We start from the raw sequence: 20252 nt of genomic DNA, 5'->3' as shown, positions 1-20252 counted from the left end.
AATAAAATTCGGGCCGAGCGCAGCGAGCAGGAAACTGACAGAGGACACTATCATCACAGAGTAAGTGATGCATCTGTGGAACTGCAGGTTTGCCTTGAAACTACAGTTATCAGTAGATCAAAACAGCCTGTACCCGTTCACTCCACCGTAATCTTCCGGCACAGAATCGTCTTCCGTTTCACACCATTCTCATCCGGATAGTAAAAATCGCTGTAGAAGAGCAGGGCACTGTTATCATCCAAGGGGACAATCTCCGGATTATTACAGGAACCGTCCCAGTCATGAAAGGTCGGCTCTGCCACCGGCTTATTAGCCAGCCCGCTTCGATCACCGGGCGTCATTACCACCAAAGGTTCGGTCCACTTGGTGCCACTGTCGTTGAGAGCGGCTCGCACGAATGTTCCGGGACGGGCATAACACAGCAGCGTCATGCCGTTCTCCAGTCGACACAATCGCGGCAGAATCCCAACCCGGTCGAACTTGATCGGTTTCGACCAGGTCCGCCCCATATCGGTCGAACGCGTCATATACATCGGGTCCCATTCCTTGCCGGTCGAAGAATACCAGGTCGACCGCAGGAACCAGACAATCGAGCCGTCCGGCATAAACTCAAAATCGCTGTCGCTGAATCCGCCACTCTTATAGGGGAACTCGTGGCCGTTGGCTTCATATTCCAGATGCGACCGTCGCTGAAACGTTTTCCCATTGTCCTCGGAACGAAAGAGCTCCGCCGAGTAGTAAGGGCTGTATTGACCATTTTCCGGATTCAGATGCCCCTCTCCCGAAAACACGCTCACCCAGATCGCCCCGTCCGGCCCCAGCTTCGGATTCCCCCGCGGAAAGATCGACTTCAAGACCTTCTTCCCGCTACGGCTGACATGAACCACCCGCGTCAGGTAAGGCCAGTCCACCCCGGCCTGTTCCAGTACCGGCTGTGTTTGACCCGCGGGGATGCGATATAGCGTCCATTCCTTTTTAGACAGACTTGGCGGCAGGCGATCTGCGTTATAGGCATTGATCGTCGTGCCCCCCATCCAGAAGGTCATCCCATCCGGGATCGGCAGCGTCCCTTCCTTTGCCTGCTTTGAAAAATCATAGGCGGGCGTGTATTTGTTCCAGGGGATCTGCTTGTACTCGCTTACATCCACACCCGATTCCGGCGGCATGTAAACCCGGTCGCCGTTCGCCAGCAACAGACCGCACTCCTGCGCCACCGATGCATCAACCTCTTGCCAGGTTTTACCCTTATCGCGGCTTTCAAACCAGAGTGCCGTTGAGCCGTAGTTACTGATGTCGTCATTTTTCACATGCACAGAAACCACATACCGGTCTTTCAACCGATAGGGCCGCGGAAACTGATACGGCCCCCAAAGCTGTTCCTCCGGCCGAATCCCCCGCACAATCACATGCGGCTCCCCCATTGTCAATTTGAGTGGAGACTCTGTTTTCTCCTGGGCGGCTGCGTAGCTCGTGCAGGCAATCAGGAATAAAAAGGAACGAAAGATATAGCGCATAGGGATTCTCAATATAGCTGGACTCGAAACGGGTTCAGCCCCATCCTACACTCACACCAGGGCACAAACAACTAATGCAGAATGGGGAGTGCCTACAGTCACAAGCCAGTCTACGATTTAATAAACGCTTATCGGGTGCCATCTGTCGGCTTGCCCGACAGTGCCCATCAGCTCTAGAACACGATTCAGCGGGTGTGCCCGAATAAAATTCGGGCCGAGCGCAGCGAGCAGGAAACTGACAGAGAAAACGATCATCCTGAGAATGGGGGCCATCTACAGGGAAGCAGACGAAAAAAGGGCAGGACACACTCTATGTGCATCCTGCCCCTGCTACATTCTCAGTGAATCGTTCGTTTACTCAGGCCACGGAGATTTCTCAGTCGCCAGGGAGTAAATCACCGATTTGGAATTGCAGAGTTCATGCGCCGCTTCGATGAAGCCCAGCTCTGCGCCAAACCCGCTCTTCTTATATCCATAGATCGGCACGTTCGGTCGCAGGTAGCCGCCGCCATTGATGGAAATCCGGCCGGCCTGCAGTTCGCGTGCGACCCGCAGTGCCCTTGTGCCGTCGGTCGACCAGATATTGGCCATCAGACCAAAGTCGGAATCGTTGGCAATCCGAATCGCTTCTTCCTCGGTCTTGAAGGTCATCACGCTTAAGACCGGTCCAAAGACTTCTTCCTTCGCCACCGCCATGTCCGGAGAGACCTGGTCGAAAATGGTGGGCGGGAAGAAGCAGTCCAGCGGATCATCTGATATCTCACCCGACAAAACCATGCGGGCCCCTTCCTGTTTCGCCTGTTCGACGCGGCTGCGTACGAAGTCGCAGTGCGTGGGCGTCGCCAGACAACCCAGATGCATTTCCGGATCGGTTGGATCTCCCTGCCGCAGACTCTGGGCTTTGGCAATGATTCGTTCCAGCAGTTCATCGTGCTGGCTCTCATGCACCAGCAAACGGGAACCGGCCACGCAGATCTGTCCCAGGTGACAGAAAATACCGGTGATCACGCCGTTCACAACGTGATCCAGCGGAGCATCGGGGAAGACCACGCTCGGCGTCTTGCCACCCAGTTCCAGCAGCACCCCTTTCATGCCCTCTTTGGCAGCTTCCATCAACTGGGCACCGGTTTCGTGACGACCCGTGAAAGCGATTTTGTTGATCCCGGGATGTTTTACGAGAGCAGCACCTGCTTCTGCCCCCGTTCCGTGAATCACATTGATCACGCCGGGTGGAAAGCCGACTTCTTCCGCCAGCTTCGCCAGCATCAACGCCGACAGGGGAGAGACTTCAGAGGGCTTCAGCACAACCGTATTGCCACAGGCGAGAATCGGGGCCAGCTTGATCGCCGCGTTGGTCAACGGATAATTCCAGGGGACAATCGCCGCGATCACCCCCATCGGCTCACGAAACTGCATGGTTACGTTGTCGGCCAGACCGCCAAAGGAGTGGCCGGCAATTTTGTCTGGCAGACCGGCGTAGCTTTCCAGCATGTCCGCACCGCAGGGAATATCGAACCCGAGCGTATCCCGAATTGGCTTGCCGATGTTGAGCGTATCGGTCATCGCCAGGTCTTCCGCCGATTCCCGCACCCGTTCGGCCAGCTTGAACAGCAGTCGCCCGCGCTCCAGGCCATCCATCCGCCGCCATTCGCCTTCGTCAAACGCACGTCGAGCTGCAGTCACAGCCAGATCGACGTCGCTCGCATCCGCCATGGCAATCTCCGCCAGCGGTTCCCGTGTCGCCGGGTTGGTAATTGTCCAACTCGTGCTGGAATGACCGTCGACCCATTTTCCATCAATAAACATTTTTTCTGGCCAGGCTGGCATACTCTCTGTTCCTTAACTTTAGTAATCAATTCTTTAAGTCGTTTGTTGAAAGTGACAATCTGCAGGGGCTGGTTCAAAGAAGAAACCGCAAGGTGATTCGACACCAGACAGGAAACGATCTTCCTGGCTGGTATGGACTGACAGGCGGGGCAGGGCGAGCAACCCGGAATTCCCGCTGTGCGGTAGACCAGATCAATTTCAAACAGAAGGCAACAATCAACAAACGAGGCGCTTGGCGAATCGACGCTGCGCTTTCACAACCAGCGACGATGCCATCCCACGGGGACTTCCCCATCATAACAAGCCGAAACCTGACAGAACAATAGACGGCACCCAATTGAGATAAAAGTAGGGGCCGCGCCTGTGTGCCCGCCCGCCTGGCGAGATACAGACACAGTTCATACAGGGAAAGCAAAGGTTCAGAAAAAACCAAGAGTGGGCTCGAATGTAATTCGGGCCGAGTGGAGCGAGCAGGAAGTCTCAGGGCACTCAGACAACAGAGAGCGAGCATCCTGACACTGCATCAGACGTAACTTAACCCACACCCATGGCTTGACACCTTATTTCCCCACGCCTATCTTCAATTTTGGGCCGGATGAAAAGAATACATGGACCGGAAATCTAATTCAAGATGAAGCGAGGATAGAGCATTGAAGAACAGGGTTCGCTATTCGGCTGGGGTACTGCTCTTTCTTCTGGCCGCCGGAGCGATTGTCGGAGGCATTGTCTGGCAGCAGGCAAGCGAACAGGCTGACTGGCAACCTTTCGTTCTAGAGCCCACTACGTATCCGGAGACCACCGGCTCCGAGCTCGCCGGCAGTTACTATCTCGACAAAATACAACCGATTTTCAACCGTCGCTGCATTGTCTGTCATGGTTGTCTCGACTCACCCTGCCTGCTCAAGCTTACCTGTTACGAAGGACTGCTCCGTGGTGCCCGCAAAGTCAATCCCGATGCCACGCACCTGTTCGCGGAAAAACCGGTCCGACTCTTCGACCAGCCTTCCGTGGCTGCCTGGCGGGAGCAGGGGTTCTGCAATGTCGTCGAACAGCAGGGGCCTCCCGAAGAACGCCCCGCGAAGAGCATCCTGTTCCGCATGCTGGTCGCCGGCACCGAACATAACCAGCCCCCCTTCGAACTGCAGCCACTCGAACCGATCTACCATTCCGTCAACAAACACCTTTGTCCGTGCGAGCAGGGCATCGACACCTATCTGCAACAACGCCCTACCGCAGGGATGCCTTTCGGAATGCCCGCCCTGACTGCGGACGAGAATCAGCGCTTTTCTGAATGGATTTCCGCCGGTTCCCCCGGACCCACAGCCGAGGTCATGGCCCAGGTCCAGCAACTGAAACAGCCGGAAGTCATCGCCCGCTGGGAAGCCTTTCTCAATCAACAAGCACCAATCTCCCCGCTGGTCAGCCGCTTTATCTTCGAGCATGCTTTCCTCGCGACATTACACTTCGAGGAATCCCCGGGTGAATACTTTCGCCTCGTCCGTTCCACGACACCGCCGATCCAGGTCAAAACCGATGCCGATGGCAAGCAGGTGGTCACCGCCAGTCCGGTGCACGAAATCAAGACGGCCCGACCTTATAATAATCCATACCTCCCGGGCGTCGACAAACTCTATTACCGGCTGAAAAAAGTGACCGAATCGCGGGTTCAGAAGTCACTCTTCGTCTGGCAGCTCAGCGACGCCAAACTGAAACACCTCGATGAGCTCTTCTTTCAGGTCGAACCGGTCGCCGGTAAAAGCCTGGAGCCCGGCTACAGCAGCCACAACCCCTTTGAAGTCTTCCAGGCGATTCCTGCCCGATCACGGGCGCAGTTTCTCGTGGAGAATTCACACCTGATCGTCAGCGGCATGATTCGCGGACCCGTCTGTGTGGGAAACCTGGCAACCTACGCCATCAAAGACAATTTCTGGGTCTTCTTTGTCGACCCTGAACATGATCCCTCGGTTATCAAGCCGGAACTCGGTCTGCAGTCCTGGGAAGACTTCATGAACTACGGCCTCGAAGGGAACGCCGTCTATAACGACGCCTATTTCAAGGTCCTCGATCAATACAAGCCGACCGGTTATGAGATATACGATGTCTGGGACGGGAATCAGCAGAACTCGAACGCCTGGCTCACCATCCTCCGCAATGAAACCAATGCGACCGTACTCCGCGGACGACAGGGGGGCATTCCGCCCACCTTCTGGCTGATCGACTACAGCGGCTTCGAACGCCTGTACTACTCCCTGGTCGTTAACTACGAATACTATGGCAGCGTCGCTCAGAAGCTCGATACCTGGGAATTCATGAGCCGATTGCGGCAGGAATTCGAAGACAACTTTCTCCGTCTGCTGCCGGTCGACGCGCGGAAGAAATACCGCGACCTCTGGACCCGCGGCATCGGACAGGAACTTCTCTTCCGCATGCCATTCCCAGGCGAAAATGTGGGCGAGGGACTCGAAGTAGAAGGCACCGACCCCATTTCCGGTGTGCTCAGCCAGATCCAACGTCAGTTCACAGAAGCAGTCAGCGGCCCACGCGACCTGCTTAACACCGGAAACAAACCGGACGTCAAACTGACCGACCCCGTGAACGACTTCGACGGCTGGGAGGCCGCGCTCTCCACCCTCACCATGCGCACGCAACTCAAGTTCACTCCGTTTCTACCCAGCAACACTTTCATCCGCCTGACCAAAGGGGAAGAGCACCGCGTCTACTCGCTGGTCGCGAACCGGTCGTATGCCTTCAACAATGTCGTCTTCGATGAAAACGGCGCCCGGCAACCCGAACTGGATACGATGAGCGCCTACCACGGTCTCGTGGGAGACTTCCCCAATCTGATCGTCGATCTGAAAATCGAAGACGCCTCCGCGTTTCTCACGGAACTCAATGCTGTCAGTACGACTGCGGAATGGATCGCCTGGAAAAACAAATTCGGCACCCTCCGCAACTCGGCCACTTTCTGGCCCCTGCTCGACTGGTTGACCGACTGGAATTTCCAGAACCGCCAGCCCGACGCCGGCTATTTCGACCTCAAATACTACATGCTCCTCGACTCCAGATACTAGGAGCCCCGGCAGCAATTCATGTCAGATGCTACCACCAGTAAAAAGTGTTTCTCCTCCACCAGATAACTCAGCATTCAGGAATCTGTCTCCGTGATCTAAATATTTATCCTGTAACTCGTTTCTTCGCAGAATATGAGCTTGTGATCTCTCAGAAATTGATTAAATTTACACTGATCACCCAATATGCTCAAATCATCTGTTCACTTCGAAGATAGACCAGTCTACCCGCCATGACGATGACTCTGGAACAGTTTGCAACTCAACTCGACGATAGCGGTGTGCTTTCCGCGGAGGAGCTGGCCTCTACTGGCTCATCTGCAAAAACTCGAATCGCTTTGTCTGGATGCGAATTCCATCAGCGATTCCGCACTGCAGTATTTCGGCGGATTCCCTCTGCTGCATACTCTCAGTCTACCCAAAACGAAAATTTCGGGAGACGGAGTGAATCACCTGGAGAACTTAACCAAATTACTGACTCTCGATTTGGAAAGTGCGAAAGTCACCAATGGCGGCCTCACAAATATCGGTAATCTGAATTCACTTATCTCGCTGAATATCGCTGACGGCGCTAACATCGATGACGCCGGTCTGGCTCATCTCGCAGGTCTGACAAAGCTCAAAAAACTGTTTGCGCAGAGAAATCCCGACATCACAGACGAAGGAATGAAGCACCTGCAGGGCATGCAAGCGTTCGATCTTCGCAAAATGAAAGCCACTCCTACAGGATCTGATAGAAACAGCAGGTCCGTCCCTCCTTTTTGTGCGGGTTACAAATCATTTGATTCATGACAATAACCGTGGTGTAATAGTGGATAGTGTTTTCGGTTTGGGTTAGCATTTTAGTGTACTAAATGGTTGTCTTTCAATTACAGAAAGATTCTCTGTAGTTGCAGTACCCGTCCAATACGCGTCTTCACTCGTTTTCAGTTACGCTTAATATCTTGCTTCCATCCAACACGGGAGAAAATCATGGATCAAATGCCTTTTGGTGAAAATATACTTAATGAGGAAACAGGCTTTGGCACAAATGATTTTGCTGAGAATCCTGAACCCCGTGTCCCGTGTATTCTGGTATTGGATGTTTCCAGTTCCATGGCAGGCGCACCGATTCAGCAATTGAATGATGGACTGATTTGTTATAAAGATGAATTGAGCGCCGATACACTCGCTTCAAAGCGAGTTGAAGTCTCTATCATTACTTTCGGTTCTGAAGTCAAAACTCCTGTGCCGTTCACAACCGCAGACGGATTTTACCCTCCAGTACTGGAAGCCAATGGCATGACCTATATGGGACAGGCCATCAACCAGGCAATCGATTCCCTGGAAGTCAGAAAGCAGGAATACAAGAATGCCGGGATTTCCTACTATCGTCCCTGGATCTTTCTGATTACAGATGGCGCACCGAATGATCCTGACTGGGAAGCGGCTGCCGGCCGCGCAGTTGCTGGTGACAAGGCAAAATCATTTTCCATGTTCTGCGTCGGAGTAGAAGGGGCAGATTTCGGGACGCTGCAAAAATTCTCTCCCCGCGAACCATTGAAACTCAAAGGACTGCGATTTCGGGATCTGTTTTTATGGTTATCCAGCTCACAGCAGTCCGTGTCCCGTTCGACTCCCGGCGATGAAGTTCCGCTCGACAATCCAACAACACCTGATGGATGGGCGTCAATTGTATGACCGGAAATCAGTTGCGCTGGAAAGTGGTGTTTGATTCTGTTCAGGGCACGTCGCACGAAAGGAACAACCAGCCCTGCCAGGACTGTTCGCGGGTGGTAAAACACCAGGTTGCCGAAGAGGAGATCCTGATTGCGGTCTGTGCTGATGGGGCAGGCAGTTCAACTCACTCCGCGGAAGGGGCGCGTATCGTCTGTGACGAGTTTGTTAAACTCGGTCAGTCTTATCTGAATGAGCAGCATACGATCGAAGAGGTGTCCCAGGAAATCATTCTCAACTGGCTGGAACAGATTCGTAGTGAGATGCTGAATGAAGCTGATCAGCTTCAAACCGAGCTCAGTCAGATGGCCTCAACTTTTCTGGGGTGCATCATTACTCCCCAATGCGCATTGTTTATCCAGATTGGTGACGGCGCCATGATCTATAAGGAAGCAGAACAGTTTCAATATGCTTTCTGGCCGCACTCCGGTGAGTATATTAATATGACGAATTTCCTGACGTCAGAGAAATATCAGGAACAGGTGGAATGGAAAATTATCACGAAACAGATCGATGAATTCGCTGCCTTTACGGATGGGCTCGAACGACTGGTATTAAATTTTGAGAAACAATTCGTCCATGAGCCTGCTGTTGTTCCCATGTTAAACGCATTGAGGAGCAGCGAAACCGGCGATGAATTCTTTGATCCACTGCGGTCATTTTTAAATTCAAAAAATATCAATGAACGAACGGATGATGATAAAACATTAGTCCTTGCAACACGGCTGAACAATGAAGAGCCAGTTCTTTGATCATCGGGGACGACATGTCGTCATTGATAATGAAATTGGCAGAGGTGGGGAAGGGGCCGTATACGAACTTGCCGGCAGCCCCAGGCATGTTGCCAAAATCTATCACAATCCAGTCGATCTTGAAAAAGAGAATAAACTGGCGTTGATGCTCGAACTGGGTGACGATTCTTTACAGAAGATCGCCGCCTGGCCGCTTGCCACCCTGCATGATCGAGTAGGAGGGCCGACCCGGGGCCTGATTTTACCCCGCATTGATAACCCGACTGAAATTCACGAGCTCTATAGTCCTGCACGCCGTAAATTTAATTTTCCAACATCAGACTGGCGGTTTCTGGTCAGGACAGCCCGCAACTGTGCTGCTGTCTTTGATTCGTTTCATTCGAAAAATATCGTGATTGGTGACGTCAACCAGGGGAATATCCTGGTCTCAAAAAACGCCACTGTGAACCTGATTGATTGCGATTCATTTCAGATCAGCGGTAATGAGACCACCTATAAATGCCAGGTGGGTGTCGCACATTTCACTCCCCCGGAGCTCGACTCATACGAGCTGTTGAGAACGAGCAATCATGACAATTTCGGTCTGGCAGTCATGATCTTTCATCTGTTATTCATGGGAAGACATCCGTTTTCTGGCAGATTCAGCGGTGCAGGTGACATGCCGTTGGAAAAAGCGATCAAAGAAAATCGATTTGCCTATGGCAGCCGTGCTGCCCGCTACGAGATGTCACCACCACCCAATTCGTTGACTCTCGACGATGTCCCTGCTGAGCTCGCAAAGCTGTTCGAAATGGCATTCGCCGCACCCGGAAGGGGATTGCAGCGGCCAACGGCAGAACAGTGGGGAACGGTTCTCCAGAAACTGGAAACGGAAATTACCAAATGCAGTCGTGATGCAGGGCATTTTCATCTGGGTGGGCATACTTGTCCCTGGTGTCGGATTATCAGTCAGGGAGGCCCTAACTTTTTCATCTCCGTTTCCATCAAAGCCACAGAAGCACGTAGCGTAAAATTTGATCTGAAAAAAGTGTGGTTTGAAATCAGCCTGGTGAAAGCTCCAGAAAATGCTGAATTCAAACTGGCCCCACCACGCACCGGTTCCCTGACGCCACGTCCCGTTCCCGAGGAAGTCCGGTCGATGAAAGGTCTGCATAATACCATCGCCTTAATCGGGCTCGGCGCCGCGGTATTGTCGCTTCTGGGAATTCTGATACCCCGTCTCGCGTTGTTTTCAATTCCCATCCTCCTGGTATTTTCTGTCTGGTGGACCATTCTCTGGATGCAGAGCCCGCGACGAAAGCTGATTCGCAGCCAAAAACGGAAGCTGGCTGACTGTAAAGGAAAACTGAAACTGGTAGTGCGGGATATTTCGCAGGTGGGCCATGAGCAGCGCAAGATCTTTCAAGAGAAACTGGAGCAACTCAGGCAGGCCAAAGCACAATATGAAAATCTTAATTCTGCCTGCGAACGCGAATATCATCAGCTTCAATCTCATGCCAGAGACAGGCAACTGGACGAATACCTCGAGCATTGCTTTCTCAGTCAGGCGAAGATTCCCGGGATCGGTCCTTCCCTGTTAATGACACTTGAGTCCTATGGAATTGAGACTGCCGGGGATATCACCTACGACCGGGTGATGGCTGTCCCGGGAATTGGACCTGTAAAGACCAGTGAATTACTCGGCTGGCGCGCGTTTACAGAGTCGCAGTTTCGATTCGATGTAAAAAAGGGAGCCCCCGATTCCATTGTGCAGGCGTTGAATCTCAAATATCTGCAGAAACGGATTCAATTACAGATGTTTTTGGAAGCCGGACCCAATGATCTCAGACAGATCTGCAGAGAGACGGAAGAGGAAATGAACCAGTTGCGCAGTCAGTTAGGTAAATTCGAATTGGCCGTCGCGCAGGCACAAATCGATTTGGACTCGCTGATCGATGCGTAACTACCCACTCTTTCAGTCAAAAAAACGGTCAATGCTCCACCAGGGGGACAGAACATAACATTGGCCCCCGTGCACCACCTGTCGCACTACCTAACTGTGTGAGTATGATTAAGGGGTACATTTTAACGGGGAAGCCAGCAGCGAGCAGGCAATCGACAGAAATCATATACCTCAGAAATCGCTGGTTCTCAACACTAACGTGTACCACCAGCACACTGGATTGATTATCACGTGATCCCTAGAATAAATCACGATTACCTCCGGCGGCACATTACCGGACAGAAATCCATCAACGACGCCTCAGAATACTCTCCAACCAACAGATATATTAGATGACTAGACAAAACTGCTTACACCTGTTGTTTTCTCTCATACTGCTCGTGATATCTACCGAGCAATCAAGGTGCCCGGCCGATGACACTGCCGGCCCTGCCATCCCCGCCGCATACGGCGTCCGGTGGAAACTCATCGACGACGAAGTCAAAGACTATCTCGCACCCTGCGAACGGATCGGATTAGCCAGGGGCCTCCAGCCGACCGACTTCGATCAGATTCCGCCCTTCAGCCAGATGCGGCTCTGTAATGTCCTGCAACGGGAACAGGGGGGCACCACGGTGACCTATGCCGGCGAATCCGACTTCTCCCTGACGGGCAGCAATGGGAATGTCTTCGTGGAAATCCCCCGGCACTATGCCCTGCGGTATGTGAAGGACGGGTATGAATACCGTTTTGTCAGTGATAAGCCACTACCCGGCTTTGTCGTTGATCCAGCCTTCGTAGAAGAGGGGCGAGAGCTGCCGGCGATCTATGTCAGTGCCTATGAAGCCCACGTCCGCGATGGGAAAATGCTGAGTATCTCGGGCGTCTATCCTACCGCGGATGGCACACGGCCCGAATATCGCAGCTTTGCGCGGGCCAACGGGCCAGGGTATGGAATTCTCGATCTCCGCACGTTGAATCTGCTGCATAACCTGTTCCTGGTCGAATATGCCACCCGCGACAGTCAGGCCGCGGTGGGCGGCGGCTGGGGAAAGATCCTGCAGCCCTCACGTGGTGCCCGGCTGCGCTGCGCGCTGGCAGAGAAAAACACCAACCGGTTCGTCGTCAGCGACTGGAGTTCGTACCTGTCTCAGAAACTGTTCGTCGGGTCGGCAATCCAAATGGTGGACTGGAATGATCAGCATTCCGTGCTGGCGAACGAACGGACGATTATGCGAGTGGAGTCGGATATGCCCCGCAAGGGCATGACATCCATCTACTTCGATGGACCATCGCTCGACACGACCATGGACATGATGCTCGGCGGCGCCGCCCAGAAAACCGGCTGGGCCGACAGCCTGCAGACCCCGTCGGGCCACACCCCACCTAACGGCGGCGGAGCGGACGCCAGTTACCGCTGTGCCGTGCGATACCGTTACATGGAGAATCTGTGGGGCAATGTCTGGCATTATATCGATGGGCTGAACTTCAAAAACGGTCAGGCGTACGTCTGCGACAACCTGCGTGATTACGCCAGCGACGTGACCAGCGGCACGTATCGACCGACCGGTATCACGCAGGAGATTCAGACCGATAACGGCACCGTCGGCGGTGATCGCGAACGGAATTATATGAAGAATCTGACCTTCGATCCGGCGCATCCACTGCTGGCACTCCCCCAGGATTATGTCAATCAGGGAGTGGACTCAGTGCCGCATGCACAGAAAACTTCGCGTCTCGGCAGCGACACACTGCGGCACCACAATTTCGGCGACTACTACTACCTGAGTAAGAGCGCCACCTGCTACGTGCACGGTGGCGGATTCGATCACTACTGGCGCTGCGGTTTATTCACCCTCCGCGGCTGGCAGACAGACACCAGACGCTGGTACCTCTACGGCGCACGCATGATTTATAAACCGCTCTGAGCAAAAAGGACCCACCGTAGATTTACAATACGAAATGCGTAGGGACTTTAATAATGGGGACTGCACATCCTGTGATACTCTGCATAGAGTTTTTTGCAATATTGATTCCGTTCAATCACCCAGACTACAGGAGCATAGAAAGATCTTAGTGGTGCATGATATTGCGGTGGGAGATTCCCTGCTGAATCTTCTACTAACACCACCACAGGCCCAATACTTAATATATAAGCCATCAACAAAGTTGGAACAGTATAACACAAAACACGAATTATTCTTGATTCTTTATTTTGCGACATACGATCTTCCTCCTCAGATCCCTGTTAGTCTGAAATCAGGTCTTTCCCCTGTTTAATCCTGTTCCTGATAATCCTTCCCATTAATGCTGCGAATCACAGACCGCATCCAGGCATTCAGCTCCTGTTTCATCTGCTTCACCCGTTCGGCCTGTTCTGGATCTTTGGAAAGATCGGTCTGCTCCATTGGGTCATCGCTCAGATTGTAGAGTTCGAATCTCGTCCCTTTGATCCGATGCAGTTTCCAGGGCCAGTCCGTCCAGGCAGCGTGCCCGGTCGTGGTCTCTTCGGGAAACTGGGGGAATTCGTCCACGTCTTTCCGCATGCGGACCGGATCATGGGGTAAGGGGGCACCGGCCTGCTGCTTCTCCATGATCGCTTTCTGAATCTGGTCGCTCCGCGTCCCTTGCCCGCCCTGTAAATGGTGCCAGAACCCCATCGGCTTCTTCCGTTCGGTCACCGAACCCGCAATGATGCCGCTCACATCCATACCATCCAGCGGATGTGGGGCATACAACTCTACGCCGGCCATCGCCAGCAGGGTTGGGTAGATATCAAAGGTCGCCACAGGGACCGCAGTCCGCCCCTTGAGTTTCTTAGCGGGCCACTCGATGATCCCCGGTACCCGCAGTCCCCCTTCGTAGATGCTCCCCTTTTTCTCACGGCCCCCGGAAGTCGCTTTGTTCAGCCCGCCGTTATCGCTGCAGTACCAGACGATGGTATTCTCCGCCATGTCCATCTCCCGCAGCGCGCGTCGCAGACGGCCGACCTGCTGATCCAGCAGCGTAATCTCGCGGTAGTACCCCGCCTGCGGTTTGCCTTTGTAAAGGCTGGGGCCATCCGGCACTTCCGCGTGAGGGGAGTGCGGAGAAGGGAACCAGACGACCGTGAAGATCGGCTGTTTACCATCCTTGTGTTTTTTGAGGAATTCGAGCGTATCATCCATCAGGATGACCGAACCCTTCCCCTTGCGATGTTCAATCTTTCCCATCCGGCTCAGGTAGGGATCGTTGTCGAAAAAGTTAAGACCAATCACCCATTCATCGAATCCCATGCCACTCGGATTGCAGGGCGAGTCGGGCTGTCCCGAACCCAGGTGCACTTTGCCGAAAATACCGGTGACGTATCCAGCCGCTTTCAACGTTTCGGCAATGGTCTGCTCGTGCGGACGCATGTAGCGACCATGGTTGGTGACTTTGGCCCGATTCGGATTCCGCCCGGTCATCACGCTGGCCCGGGTCGGTGAACAGACCGGCGCGCCAGCATAGAAGCGGTCAAACACGAATCCCTCTTTCGCCATGGCATCGAGTTCAGGCGTCTTGACAAACGGGTGGCCATTATAGCCGGTATCGCCCCAGCCCTGATCATCAGCCATCACCAGAATGATGTTCGGTTTTTCGGAACTATCCGCCTTCGCCGCCAGGGAGACTCCTGACACGAACAGGCAAAAAACGGCTCCGATGACTGCTGAAAAAACACGTCGATTCCCCATCATTAACTCTTTTCTGTCTGGTGGCTGTGTGGTGAAGAGACGTCCCTTGGAAATCAGGATCGCCTGCTTCGATCATATCAGTGCCCGACCCTGATTCACATTATCAGATTAACAGAGCAGGCCATTTTTCCAGTTTCAAAAAATCGAATCAAATACACGACATCGTGTAGACGTGTATATATTTCGCCAGTAGTATAAGGGGACATTGATTCATTACTGCTATCTTACTGGTTGGGAGAAACAGCGTGGTTCATTCGTTCAAGATCATCATCCCGCTAGCAACAGCTCTCTTGCTGGGACTGAATAATGTGGGCCATGCTCAGTTTGGCCCGTCTGCTCCATCTGCTCCGTCAGGCCCTTCCGGGGGCGGGTTCTCGCGACCTTCTGCACCGAGTCCGGGAGGCAGAAGTTATCGCCCCTCTTCTCCCAGACCGAGTTACGGTAATCGTCCCGGCACTCCCAGTCCGCGGGTCAATCGACCGGGCACTCCCAATCCGGGAGGCAATCGTTCAGGCTATAATTCCAGGACCGTGACGCGCCCGGGAAATCCAGCAAATCCGAACATGGGGCGGCCCAACTACTCTGGGCAAAACCCCGCCGTTTCAACGAATCGCTCTGCAAATCAAATTTCGCATTATAAAAACCCGCTCTTTCGAAATACGAATCCTGCTCCTCCCAGAGTCGAATTTGGCAAGACTCCCGCCACGCGCGTCTATGCGGGGATCTCTCCCGCCCCGACAGGCCAATGGCAGAATGCACAACAACTGCTCCAGAAAGGAAATACCAGTCAGGCGCAGGCCATTATAGATTCCCAATTACAGCAGAACCCCTCGCTGTCAAATTTGATGTCTGCCGTTTCCACGTTAGAGCAGGGGAATGCGCCCTTCAGTGTGCTGCAACCCTACCGGAGACGTGCCCAGAATCTGGCACGCGCTGAAACGTTGAAAAACGTGAATAATCCGACTCCCTGGATTGCGCTTGCCAAATTTTCGTTAGAAGACAAGAACAATACCGAATTTCGCAGTGTGGTCTCCTCGATGGGACAGAAGTTTCCCAACGATAAACACACTTACTATTTTCAGGGAATTGCTGACCTCAAGGATGAAAACTGGAAAGCCGCTGAGCAGCAGTTCCTGAAAGCCAAAGAAATGGGAGTTCCTGAAGCGAGCATTGCGAAGTGGCTGAAAATGGCAATTGATCAGCAACGCTGGATCTGGGAATACGCCTGGTTCACATTATACGTGGTCCTCGCCTGGCTCGTTGGTTTAGCCTTCTTGTACGTAGCAGGCAAATTCATGTCATCCAGAATCGTACGCATTCTGCAAAAGGAAAACATAATCCAGGCGCTGGAAGGGCATCAAAGTTTACGTTCCGCCTATCGGCTGTTAGTGCAAATCGCCAGCGTCTATTACTATATTTCCTTACCACTGCTGGTCGTCGTTTCCCTCGCCGTCCCTCTCACCCTGGGTTATGCCCTGCTCAATGTCCCTTACTTGAACCTGTGGCTGGTGGCCCTCGTCTTTATCCTGAGTCTGGGATCGATCTGGACTGCCTGCAGCGGGATCTGGACCTGCTTTGTCGGCATCAATCGGGAAATCCCGGGCAAAATCATTTCGAAAGAAGAGCAGCCCGGTCTCTGGGCGCTGGTCGAAGAAGTCGCCGAGAAAGTTGGCACCCGGCCCGTCGATCAGATTCGTCTCCTGCAGTCAACGACCATCGCAGTTTCAGAGCAGGGGAATGTCCTGAAACGATTCAGAGACAAGGGCACCCGGATTCTCTATTTAGGAGTGGGCGTTCTCGACGGTCTCTCAGTCGATGCCTTTTCCTGCATTCTGGCTCATGAATATGGGCACTTCCTCAACCGGGATACAGCAGGCGGCGCAACAGCGATGCGCGTTGATATTGCGATGCAACGCTTTGCTCAATCCGTGGCCAGTCGACGCCAGATTCGCTGGTGGCACATCGCCTTTCAATTTTTGAGATTTTACTACCGCGTCTTTTCCCGAATCACCTTCGGTGCCAGCAGACTGCAGGAGATACTGGCCGATCGGGTGGCCGTCAAAGCCTATGGAGCCGCCTCATTTGAAAAAGGTTTACGCCATGTCGTCCGTCGCTCAGTCGAATATGACTACTGGATGAATCGCGGTGTCTCCGAAGTACTTCAGGCACAACAGGCATCGAAATGTTTCGGGCCGGTGAATGCACGCCCGTCTTTAAAGGCCCTGGATCAGATCGAGTATATGCTGGTTCAAATCATCAACCGACCCACTGACGAATCAGACACCCATCCCAGCGACATTGACCGGTTTACTTATACTAGAAAAATGGAACAGGGAAATGCTGATTCCAGGCAGGGCATGGTCTGGCAGCTCTTTAAAAACAAAAGCAAAATCTACGATGAATTGTCAACGGGGCTGCTTACGTTGCTGAATGAGGAGGCCTCTTATTCTGATGGGCTGAATAAAATGAACATCGCCTATCTGAACGGCCAGTGTGCGAGGAATTCCAAAGCCGCTGAACTGTATGAGGAACGCGCTCATCTGCATCTGATTTGTGGAGCCCACCAGGCGGCACTGAATGATTACAAAACCGCAATCGAATGTGCCCCCGAAAAAGAGTCCGCCTTTTACGGCAAAGCAGTCGTCTATAAAGCGATGAAAGACTATCACAAGGCAGCGCAGGTCTTGAAAGTCGCGATGGAACAATTCCCCGACTCGGTCAGTTTTGGAACGTACTTCTTATTAGGCGAGTGTTATCAAAACGCTGAAGAATATGCAGCAGCGGAACAGGCCTTTACAGAAGCCATCAAGCAGGATGAAACCGTGTTTTGTGCCTGGATGACACGCGGCCGTGTGCGGGCAGAGTTAAATCAATATGCGGAAGCGATTCAGGACTTCACCCAGGCACTCGAACTGTTTCCCGATTCTCCCGACGCCTTATTTGATCGGGCCATGGCCTCTCTCAAATTGAATGAGCTGGACTCCGCCAGAACAGATCTCGAACAATCCATCGCTAAAAATGCATCTTATCCGGATGCCCACCGCGAACTGGCGCGTTTACTGCTCGATACAGCCGATGAATCAGAACCCGCTTTGGCCAAACAGGCATTGCAGCACGCACGAATTGCCAACGCGTCTCCCGTCATGCAGGAAGAATCGCTTTCCGTCCTGGCGACCGCCTTGATCAGTGTCAGAAATTATCCAGCGGCTGAGAGAACCATCAAAAAATTGCTTCCCCTGCTGACCGATGATTCGAAATCAGATTGGAGTGAAGAGCTGTCCCGTATCCAGACACTCACCGGCCGAGAGGAATCTCTCAATCGGCAAGCAGTCACCAGCGCTGATGAACTCAATTGATTCAATGCTCTAATCGAGTACTGCTAACCGCGCACCCGGGCTTGAGACTCCCCAGGAATCGGCTCAACTCAACTGCGATTCAAAATGGTTCTGACAGTCCATTGATTTCACGCTCATCATCAAAGTGAATCAATCGCATGGTGGACGCAACTTACTGATCTAAAATGATCCAGAACGAAATCCAAATTTGCTCACACTTCATGATGCAGACTCAATTGACGTATCACAAGCAGTTTATGCTATAATCATTATTCTACACTAATCAGAATCTGATTCTGACCCCCAATACATCCCACGACTTGAATCAACAGGAAGCCCGCAATCATGACCTCCTCCAAAGAGACGACCCGTCGCGATTTTTTGAAAACAACCGTTGCTGCTGCAGCCGCATCCACTTTCGCCGCACCGGCATTTGTCCGCGGACAGAATTTGAACTCGCAATTGCAGTTTGCGGGCATCGGCACCGATGGCAAAGGGTATTCTGATATCAAGCTCATCGCCAGCCACGATAAAGTGAAATGCGTCGCCTTCTGCGATGTCGATTTGGCGCGAACAGAAAAAGTCAAACCGTTGGCACCTGAGGCTCCCATCTACCAGGATTACAAAGCAATGCTGGATGAGCTGGGTGATAAAATCGATGCCGTCTCGGTTTCTACTCCCGACCATACCCACGCCATCATCAGCATGGACGCCATGCAACGCGGAAAGCACGTTTATTGCCAGAAACCGCTGACACGTACAGTGTGGGAAGCCCGCCAGATGCGACTGCAGGCCAAAAAATCAGGCGTCATCACACGGATGGGGAACCAGATCCATTCGCACTCCGCTTATCGCACCGGAGTGAAAGCGATTCAGGATGGCGTCATCGGTAAAGTATCAGCCGTGCATTCCTGGGTCGGCACCACCGGACACGGACGCAGTGGTCTGCTCGAACCGCCTAAGACAAATGAAGCCGTCCCCAAAACACTCGACTGGAACCTCTGGGTCAGCGTCGCCCCGATGCGTCCCTATGGCGGAAACCGGGTCTACCATCCCTTCACCTGGAGAGACTGGCAGGACTTCGGTTCCGGAGCCATCGGCGATTTCGGTTGTCACTTGCTCGATCCGGTCTACACGGCCCTCAAAATTACAGGTGACCCGATCAGCGTCCACTCGGAACACACCGGCATGAATGATGAAGTCTGGCCCGCCCAGGAAACCATCAAATACATCATCCCCGGTACGCAGTATACCGCTGGTCGCAGTCTGCCTATTAACTGGTACGATGGTGGTCGGCGTCCTGCGAATGGAATCGCCAAACTGTTACCCGGCCAGTCGCTGCCAGGCGGCGGTTCGATCTTTGTCGGTGAAAAAGGCAACTTGATTCTGCCCCACGTCGGCATGCCGTTCGTCAACATCGAAGGTATGACTATCGAGCCGGTAGAAGGTCTCGATCATTATCACGGCTGGGTCGATGGCTGCCTGTCCGGAAAACAGCCCAGCGACGGGTTTGAATACGGCGGCCATCTGACCGAAGCCGTGCAGTTAGGCAACGTAGCCGCATACTTCCCGGGCGAAACCCTCGAATTCGATGGCAAAGCCCTCAAAATCACCAACAACTCGGCTGCCAACAAATACCTGACACGGGACTACCGCACCGGCTTCGAAATCGCTTCGATCTAGACTCCTGTATTCCTCAAGATAGAAAACGCCTCGTATGCAGTTTTTTAATCTCCGCCGTCTTGCTGTTTTAATGGTAATTCTGTCTGGAGCCAGCGCCGTGCTGGCCGCTGATACCGAGTTGGCGAAGAATATCACAGTACCAGCTGGCTGGAGGGGGGAGCAGATTCCGCTGCCCCCTTCCTTCGCCAGGGAAATGCAGTTCAAGGGAATCGAAGAAGCCCGCTTTTCGCCGGGCATGTTTCAGGAAAAATCGAATTCGTTTTTCTCCTACTTCTTCGTATTTAAACTCGACCCCGGCACAGAGCTGACACAAAAAAACATCGAACGCGAATTACTCACCTATTATCAGGGACTGTCGAGTGCCATCTTCAAAAGCCGGAAGAAGGAAATCGATACCAGCGGCTTTACCTGCAAACTGACCAAAGCCACCCCCGTCGATCCTCAGAAGATTTACCCGCAGGGTCTCACAGAATATGCGGCACAGGTTGACTGGACGGAACCGTTCGTTACCCAGAAACCGCAAACGTTGAATCTGAGCATCCAGACCTGGACCGACAAATCAACCGGGACCGGCTATCTGTTCGCCTGCGTTTCGCCGCAGGAGATGAAAGCCAACATCTGGCAGTCAATGCAAAACATCCGCGACACATTCTATCGCAATCTCTCTCGATAACACAGAAAGTGACTTTAGTCGCCAGGATGTGATCGGAGACGTGATCCCCG

General features: G+C 53.0%; 12 protein-coding genes. 9 read left to right on the top strand and 3 right to left on the bottom strand.

All coding sequences use genetic code 11. The features are described 5' to 3' along the window. Window positions 1-137: 137 nt before the first annotated feature. Window positions 138-1514 carry a sialidase family protein gene (locus HG66A1_RS16465; RefSeq protein WP_145186155.1) on the bottom strand — a complete coding sequence of 459 codons (1377 nt, stop codon included), beginning with the start codon at window positions 1512-1514 and terminating at the stop codon, window positions 138-140. A gap of 354 nt (window positions 1515-1868) precedes the next feature. Continuing rightward, window positions 1869-3341, bottom strand: coding sequence for an aldehyde dehydrogenase family protein (locus HG66A1_RS16460; RefSeq protein WP_145186152.1), 1473 nt, complete (start codon window positions 3339-3341; stop codon window positions 1869-1871). 650 nt (window positions 3342-3991) lie between these two features. Between HG66A1_RS16460 and HG66A1_RS16455 the strand changes: the two genes are divergently transcribed. From HG66A1_RS16455 to HG66A1_RS16430, 6 genes are all read left to right on the top strand, one after another. Continuing rightward, window positions 3992-6412 carry a fatty acid cis/trans isomerase gene (locus tag HG66A1_RS16455; protein WP_145186149.1) on the top strand — a complete coding sequence of 807 codons (2421 nt, stop codon included), beginning with the start codon at window positions 3992-3994 and terminating at the stop codon, window positions 6410-6412. Window positions 6413-6664: 252 nt separating this feature from the next. After that, on the top strand, window positions 6665-7201 hold the full coding sequence (locus HG66A1_RS16450; protein WP_145186146.1) for a hypothetical protein: 537 nt from the start codon (window positions 6665-6667) through the stop codon (window positions 7199-7201). Between the two features lie 189 nt (window positions 7202-7390). Next, window positions 7391-8089, top strand: a complete 699-nt coding sequence (locus HG66A1_RS16445; RefSeq protein ID WP_145193810.1) for a VWA domain-containing protein — start codon at window positions 7391-7393, stop codon at window positions 8087-8089. After that, on the top strand, window positions 8071-8877 hold the full coding sequence (locus HG66A1_RS16440; RefSeq protein WP_145186143.1) for a PP2C family serine/threonine-protein phosphatase: 807 nt from the start codon (window positions 8071-8073) through the stop codon (window positions 8875-8877). The genes HG66A1_RS16445 and HG66A1_RS16440 overlap by 19 nt, the downstream gene beginning before the upstream one ends. Continuing rightward, window positions 8858-10819 carry a protein kinase domain-containing protein gene (locus HG66A1_RS16435; protein WP_145186140.1) on the top strand — a complete coding sequence of 654 codons (1962 nt, stop codon included), beginning with the start codon at window positions 8858-8860 and terminating at the stop codon, window positions 10817-10819. Before HG66A1_RS16440 ends, HG66A1_RS16435 begins: the two co-directional genes overlap by 20 nt. A 332-nt stretch (window positions 10820-11151) precedes the next feature. Beyond that, complete coding sequence (locus HG66A1_RS16430; protein WP_145186137.1) at window positions 11152-12726, top strand: hypothetical protein; 1575 nt, start codon at window positions 11152-11154, stop codon at window positions 12724-12726. 348 nt (window positions 12727-13074) lie between these two features. Here the strand turns inward: HG66A1_RS16430 and HG66A1_RS16425 are convergent, their stop codons facing one another. Next, window positions 13075-14511: a sulfatase-like hydrolase/transferase gene (locus tag HG66A1_RS16425; RefSeq protein WP_145193809.1), complete on the bottom strand. Its 1437-nt coding sequence runs from the start codon at window positions 14509-14511 to the stop codon at window positions 13075-13077. 245 nt (window positions 14512-14756) lie between these two features. Between HG66A1_RS16425 and HG66A1_RS16420 the strand changes: the two genes are divergently transcribed. The 3 genes from HG66A1_RS16420 to HG66A1_RS16410 all read left to right on the top strand — a co-directional run bounded on the left by HG66A1_RS16420 (window position 14757) and on the right by HG66A1_RS16410 (window position 20202). Continuing rightward, the gene (locus HG66A1_RS16420; protein WP_145186134.1) at window positions 14757-17867 is read left to right on the top strand and encodes a tetratricopeptide repeat protein; all 3111 of its coding nucleotides are present in this window, start codon (window positions 14757-14759) and stop codon (window positions 17865-17867) included. A 324-nt stretch (window positions 17868-18191) separates the two neighbouring features. Next, window positions 18192-19529: a Gfo/Idh/MocA family protein gene (locus tag HG66A1_RS16415; RefSeq protein ID WP_145186132.1), complete on the top strand. Its 1338-nt coding sequence runs from the start codon at window positions 18192-18194 to the stop codon at window positions 19527-19529. Window positions 19530-19563: 34 nt separating this feature from the next. Beyond that, a complete protein-coding gene (locus HG66A1_RS16410; protein ID WP_145186129.1) occupies window positions 19564-20202 on the top strand; it encodes a hypothetical protein in 639 nt (212 codons plus the stop codon). Window positions 20203-20252 lie beyond the last annotated feature (50 nt).

The sequence above is a fragment of the Gimesia chilikensis genome (assembly GCF_007744075.1).
GTDB classification, from domain to species: Bacteria; Planctomycetota; Planctomycetia; order Planctomycetales; family Planctomycetaceae; genus Gimesia; species Gimesia chilikensis_A.
This window is presented reverse-complemented; position numbering and strand designations above follow the sequence as displayed.

Coding starts and splice junctions, on each gene's coding strand:
- HG66A1_RS16435 (WP_145186140.1), top strand. CDS start 8,858: ATGAAGAGCCAGTTCTTTGATCATCGGGGACGACATGTCGTCATTGAT.
- HG66A1_RS16430 (WP_145186137.1), top strand. CDS start 11,152: ATGACTAGACAAAACTGCTTACACCTGTTGTTTTCTCTCATACTGCTC.
- HG66A1_RS16460 (WP_145186152.1), bottom strand. CDS start 3,341: ATGCCAGCCTGGCCAGAAAAAATGTTTATTGATGGAAAATGGGTCGAC.
- HG66A1_RS16440 (WP_145186143.1), top strand. CDS start 8,071: ATGGGCGTCAATTGTATGACCGGAAATCAGTTGCGCTGGAAAGTGGTG.
- HG66A1_RS16415 (WP_145186132.1), top strand. CDS start 18,192: ATGACCTCCTCCAAAGAGACGACCCGTCGCGATTTTTTGAAAACAACC.
- HG66A1_RS16465 (WP_145186155.1), bottom strand. CDS start 1,514: ATGCGCTATATCTTTCGTTCCTTTTTATTCCTGATTGCCTGCACGAGC.
- HG66A1_RS16425 (WP_145193809.1), bottom strand. CDS start 14,511: ATGGGGAATCGACGTGTTTTTTCAGCAGTCATCGGAGCCGTTTTTTGC.
- HG66A1_RS16445 (WP_145193810.1), top strand. CDS start 7,391: ATGCCTTTTGGTGAAAATATACTTAATGAGGAAACAGGCTTTGGCACA.
- HG66A1_RS16410 (WP_145186129.1), top strand. CDS start 19,564: ATGCAGTTTTTTAATCTCCGCCGTCTTGCTGTTTTAATGGTAATTCTG.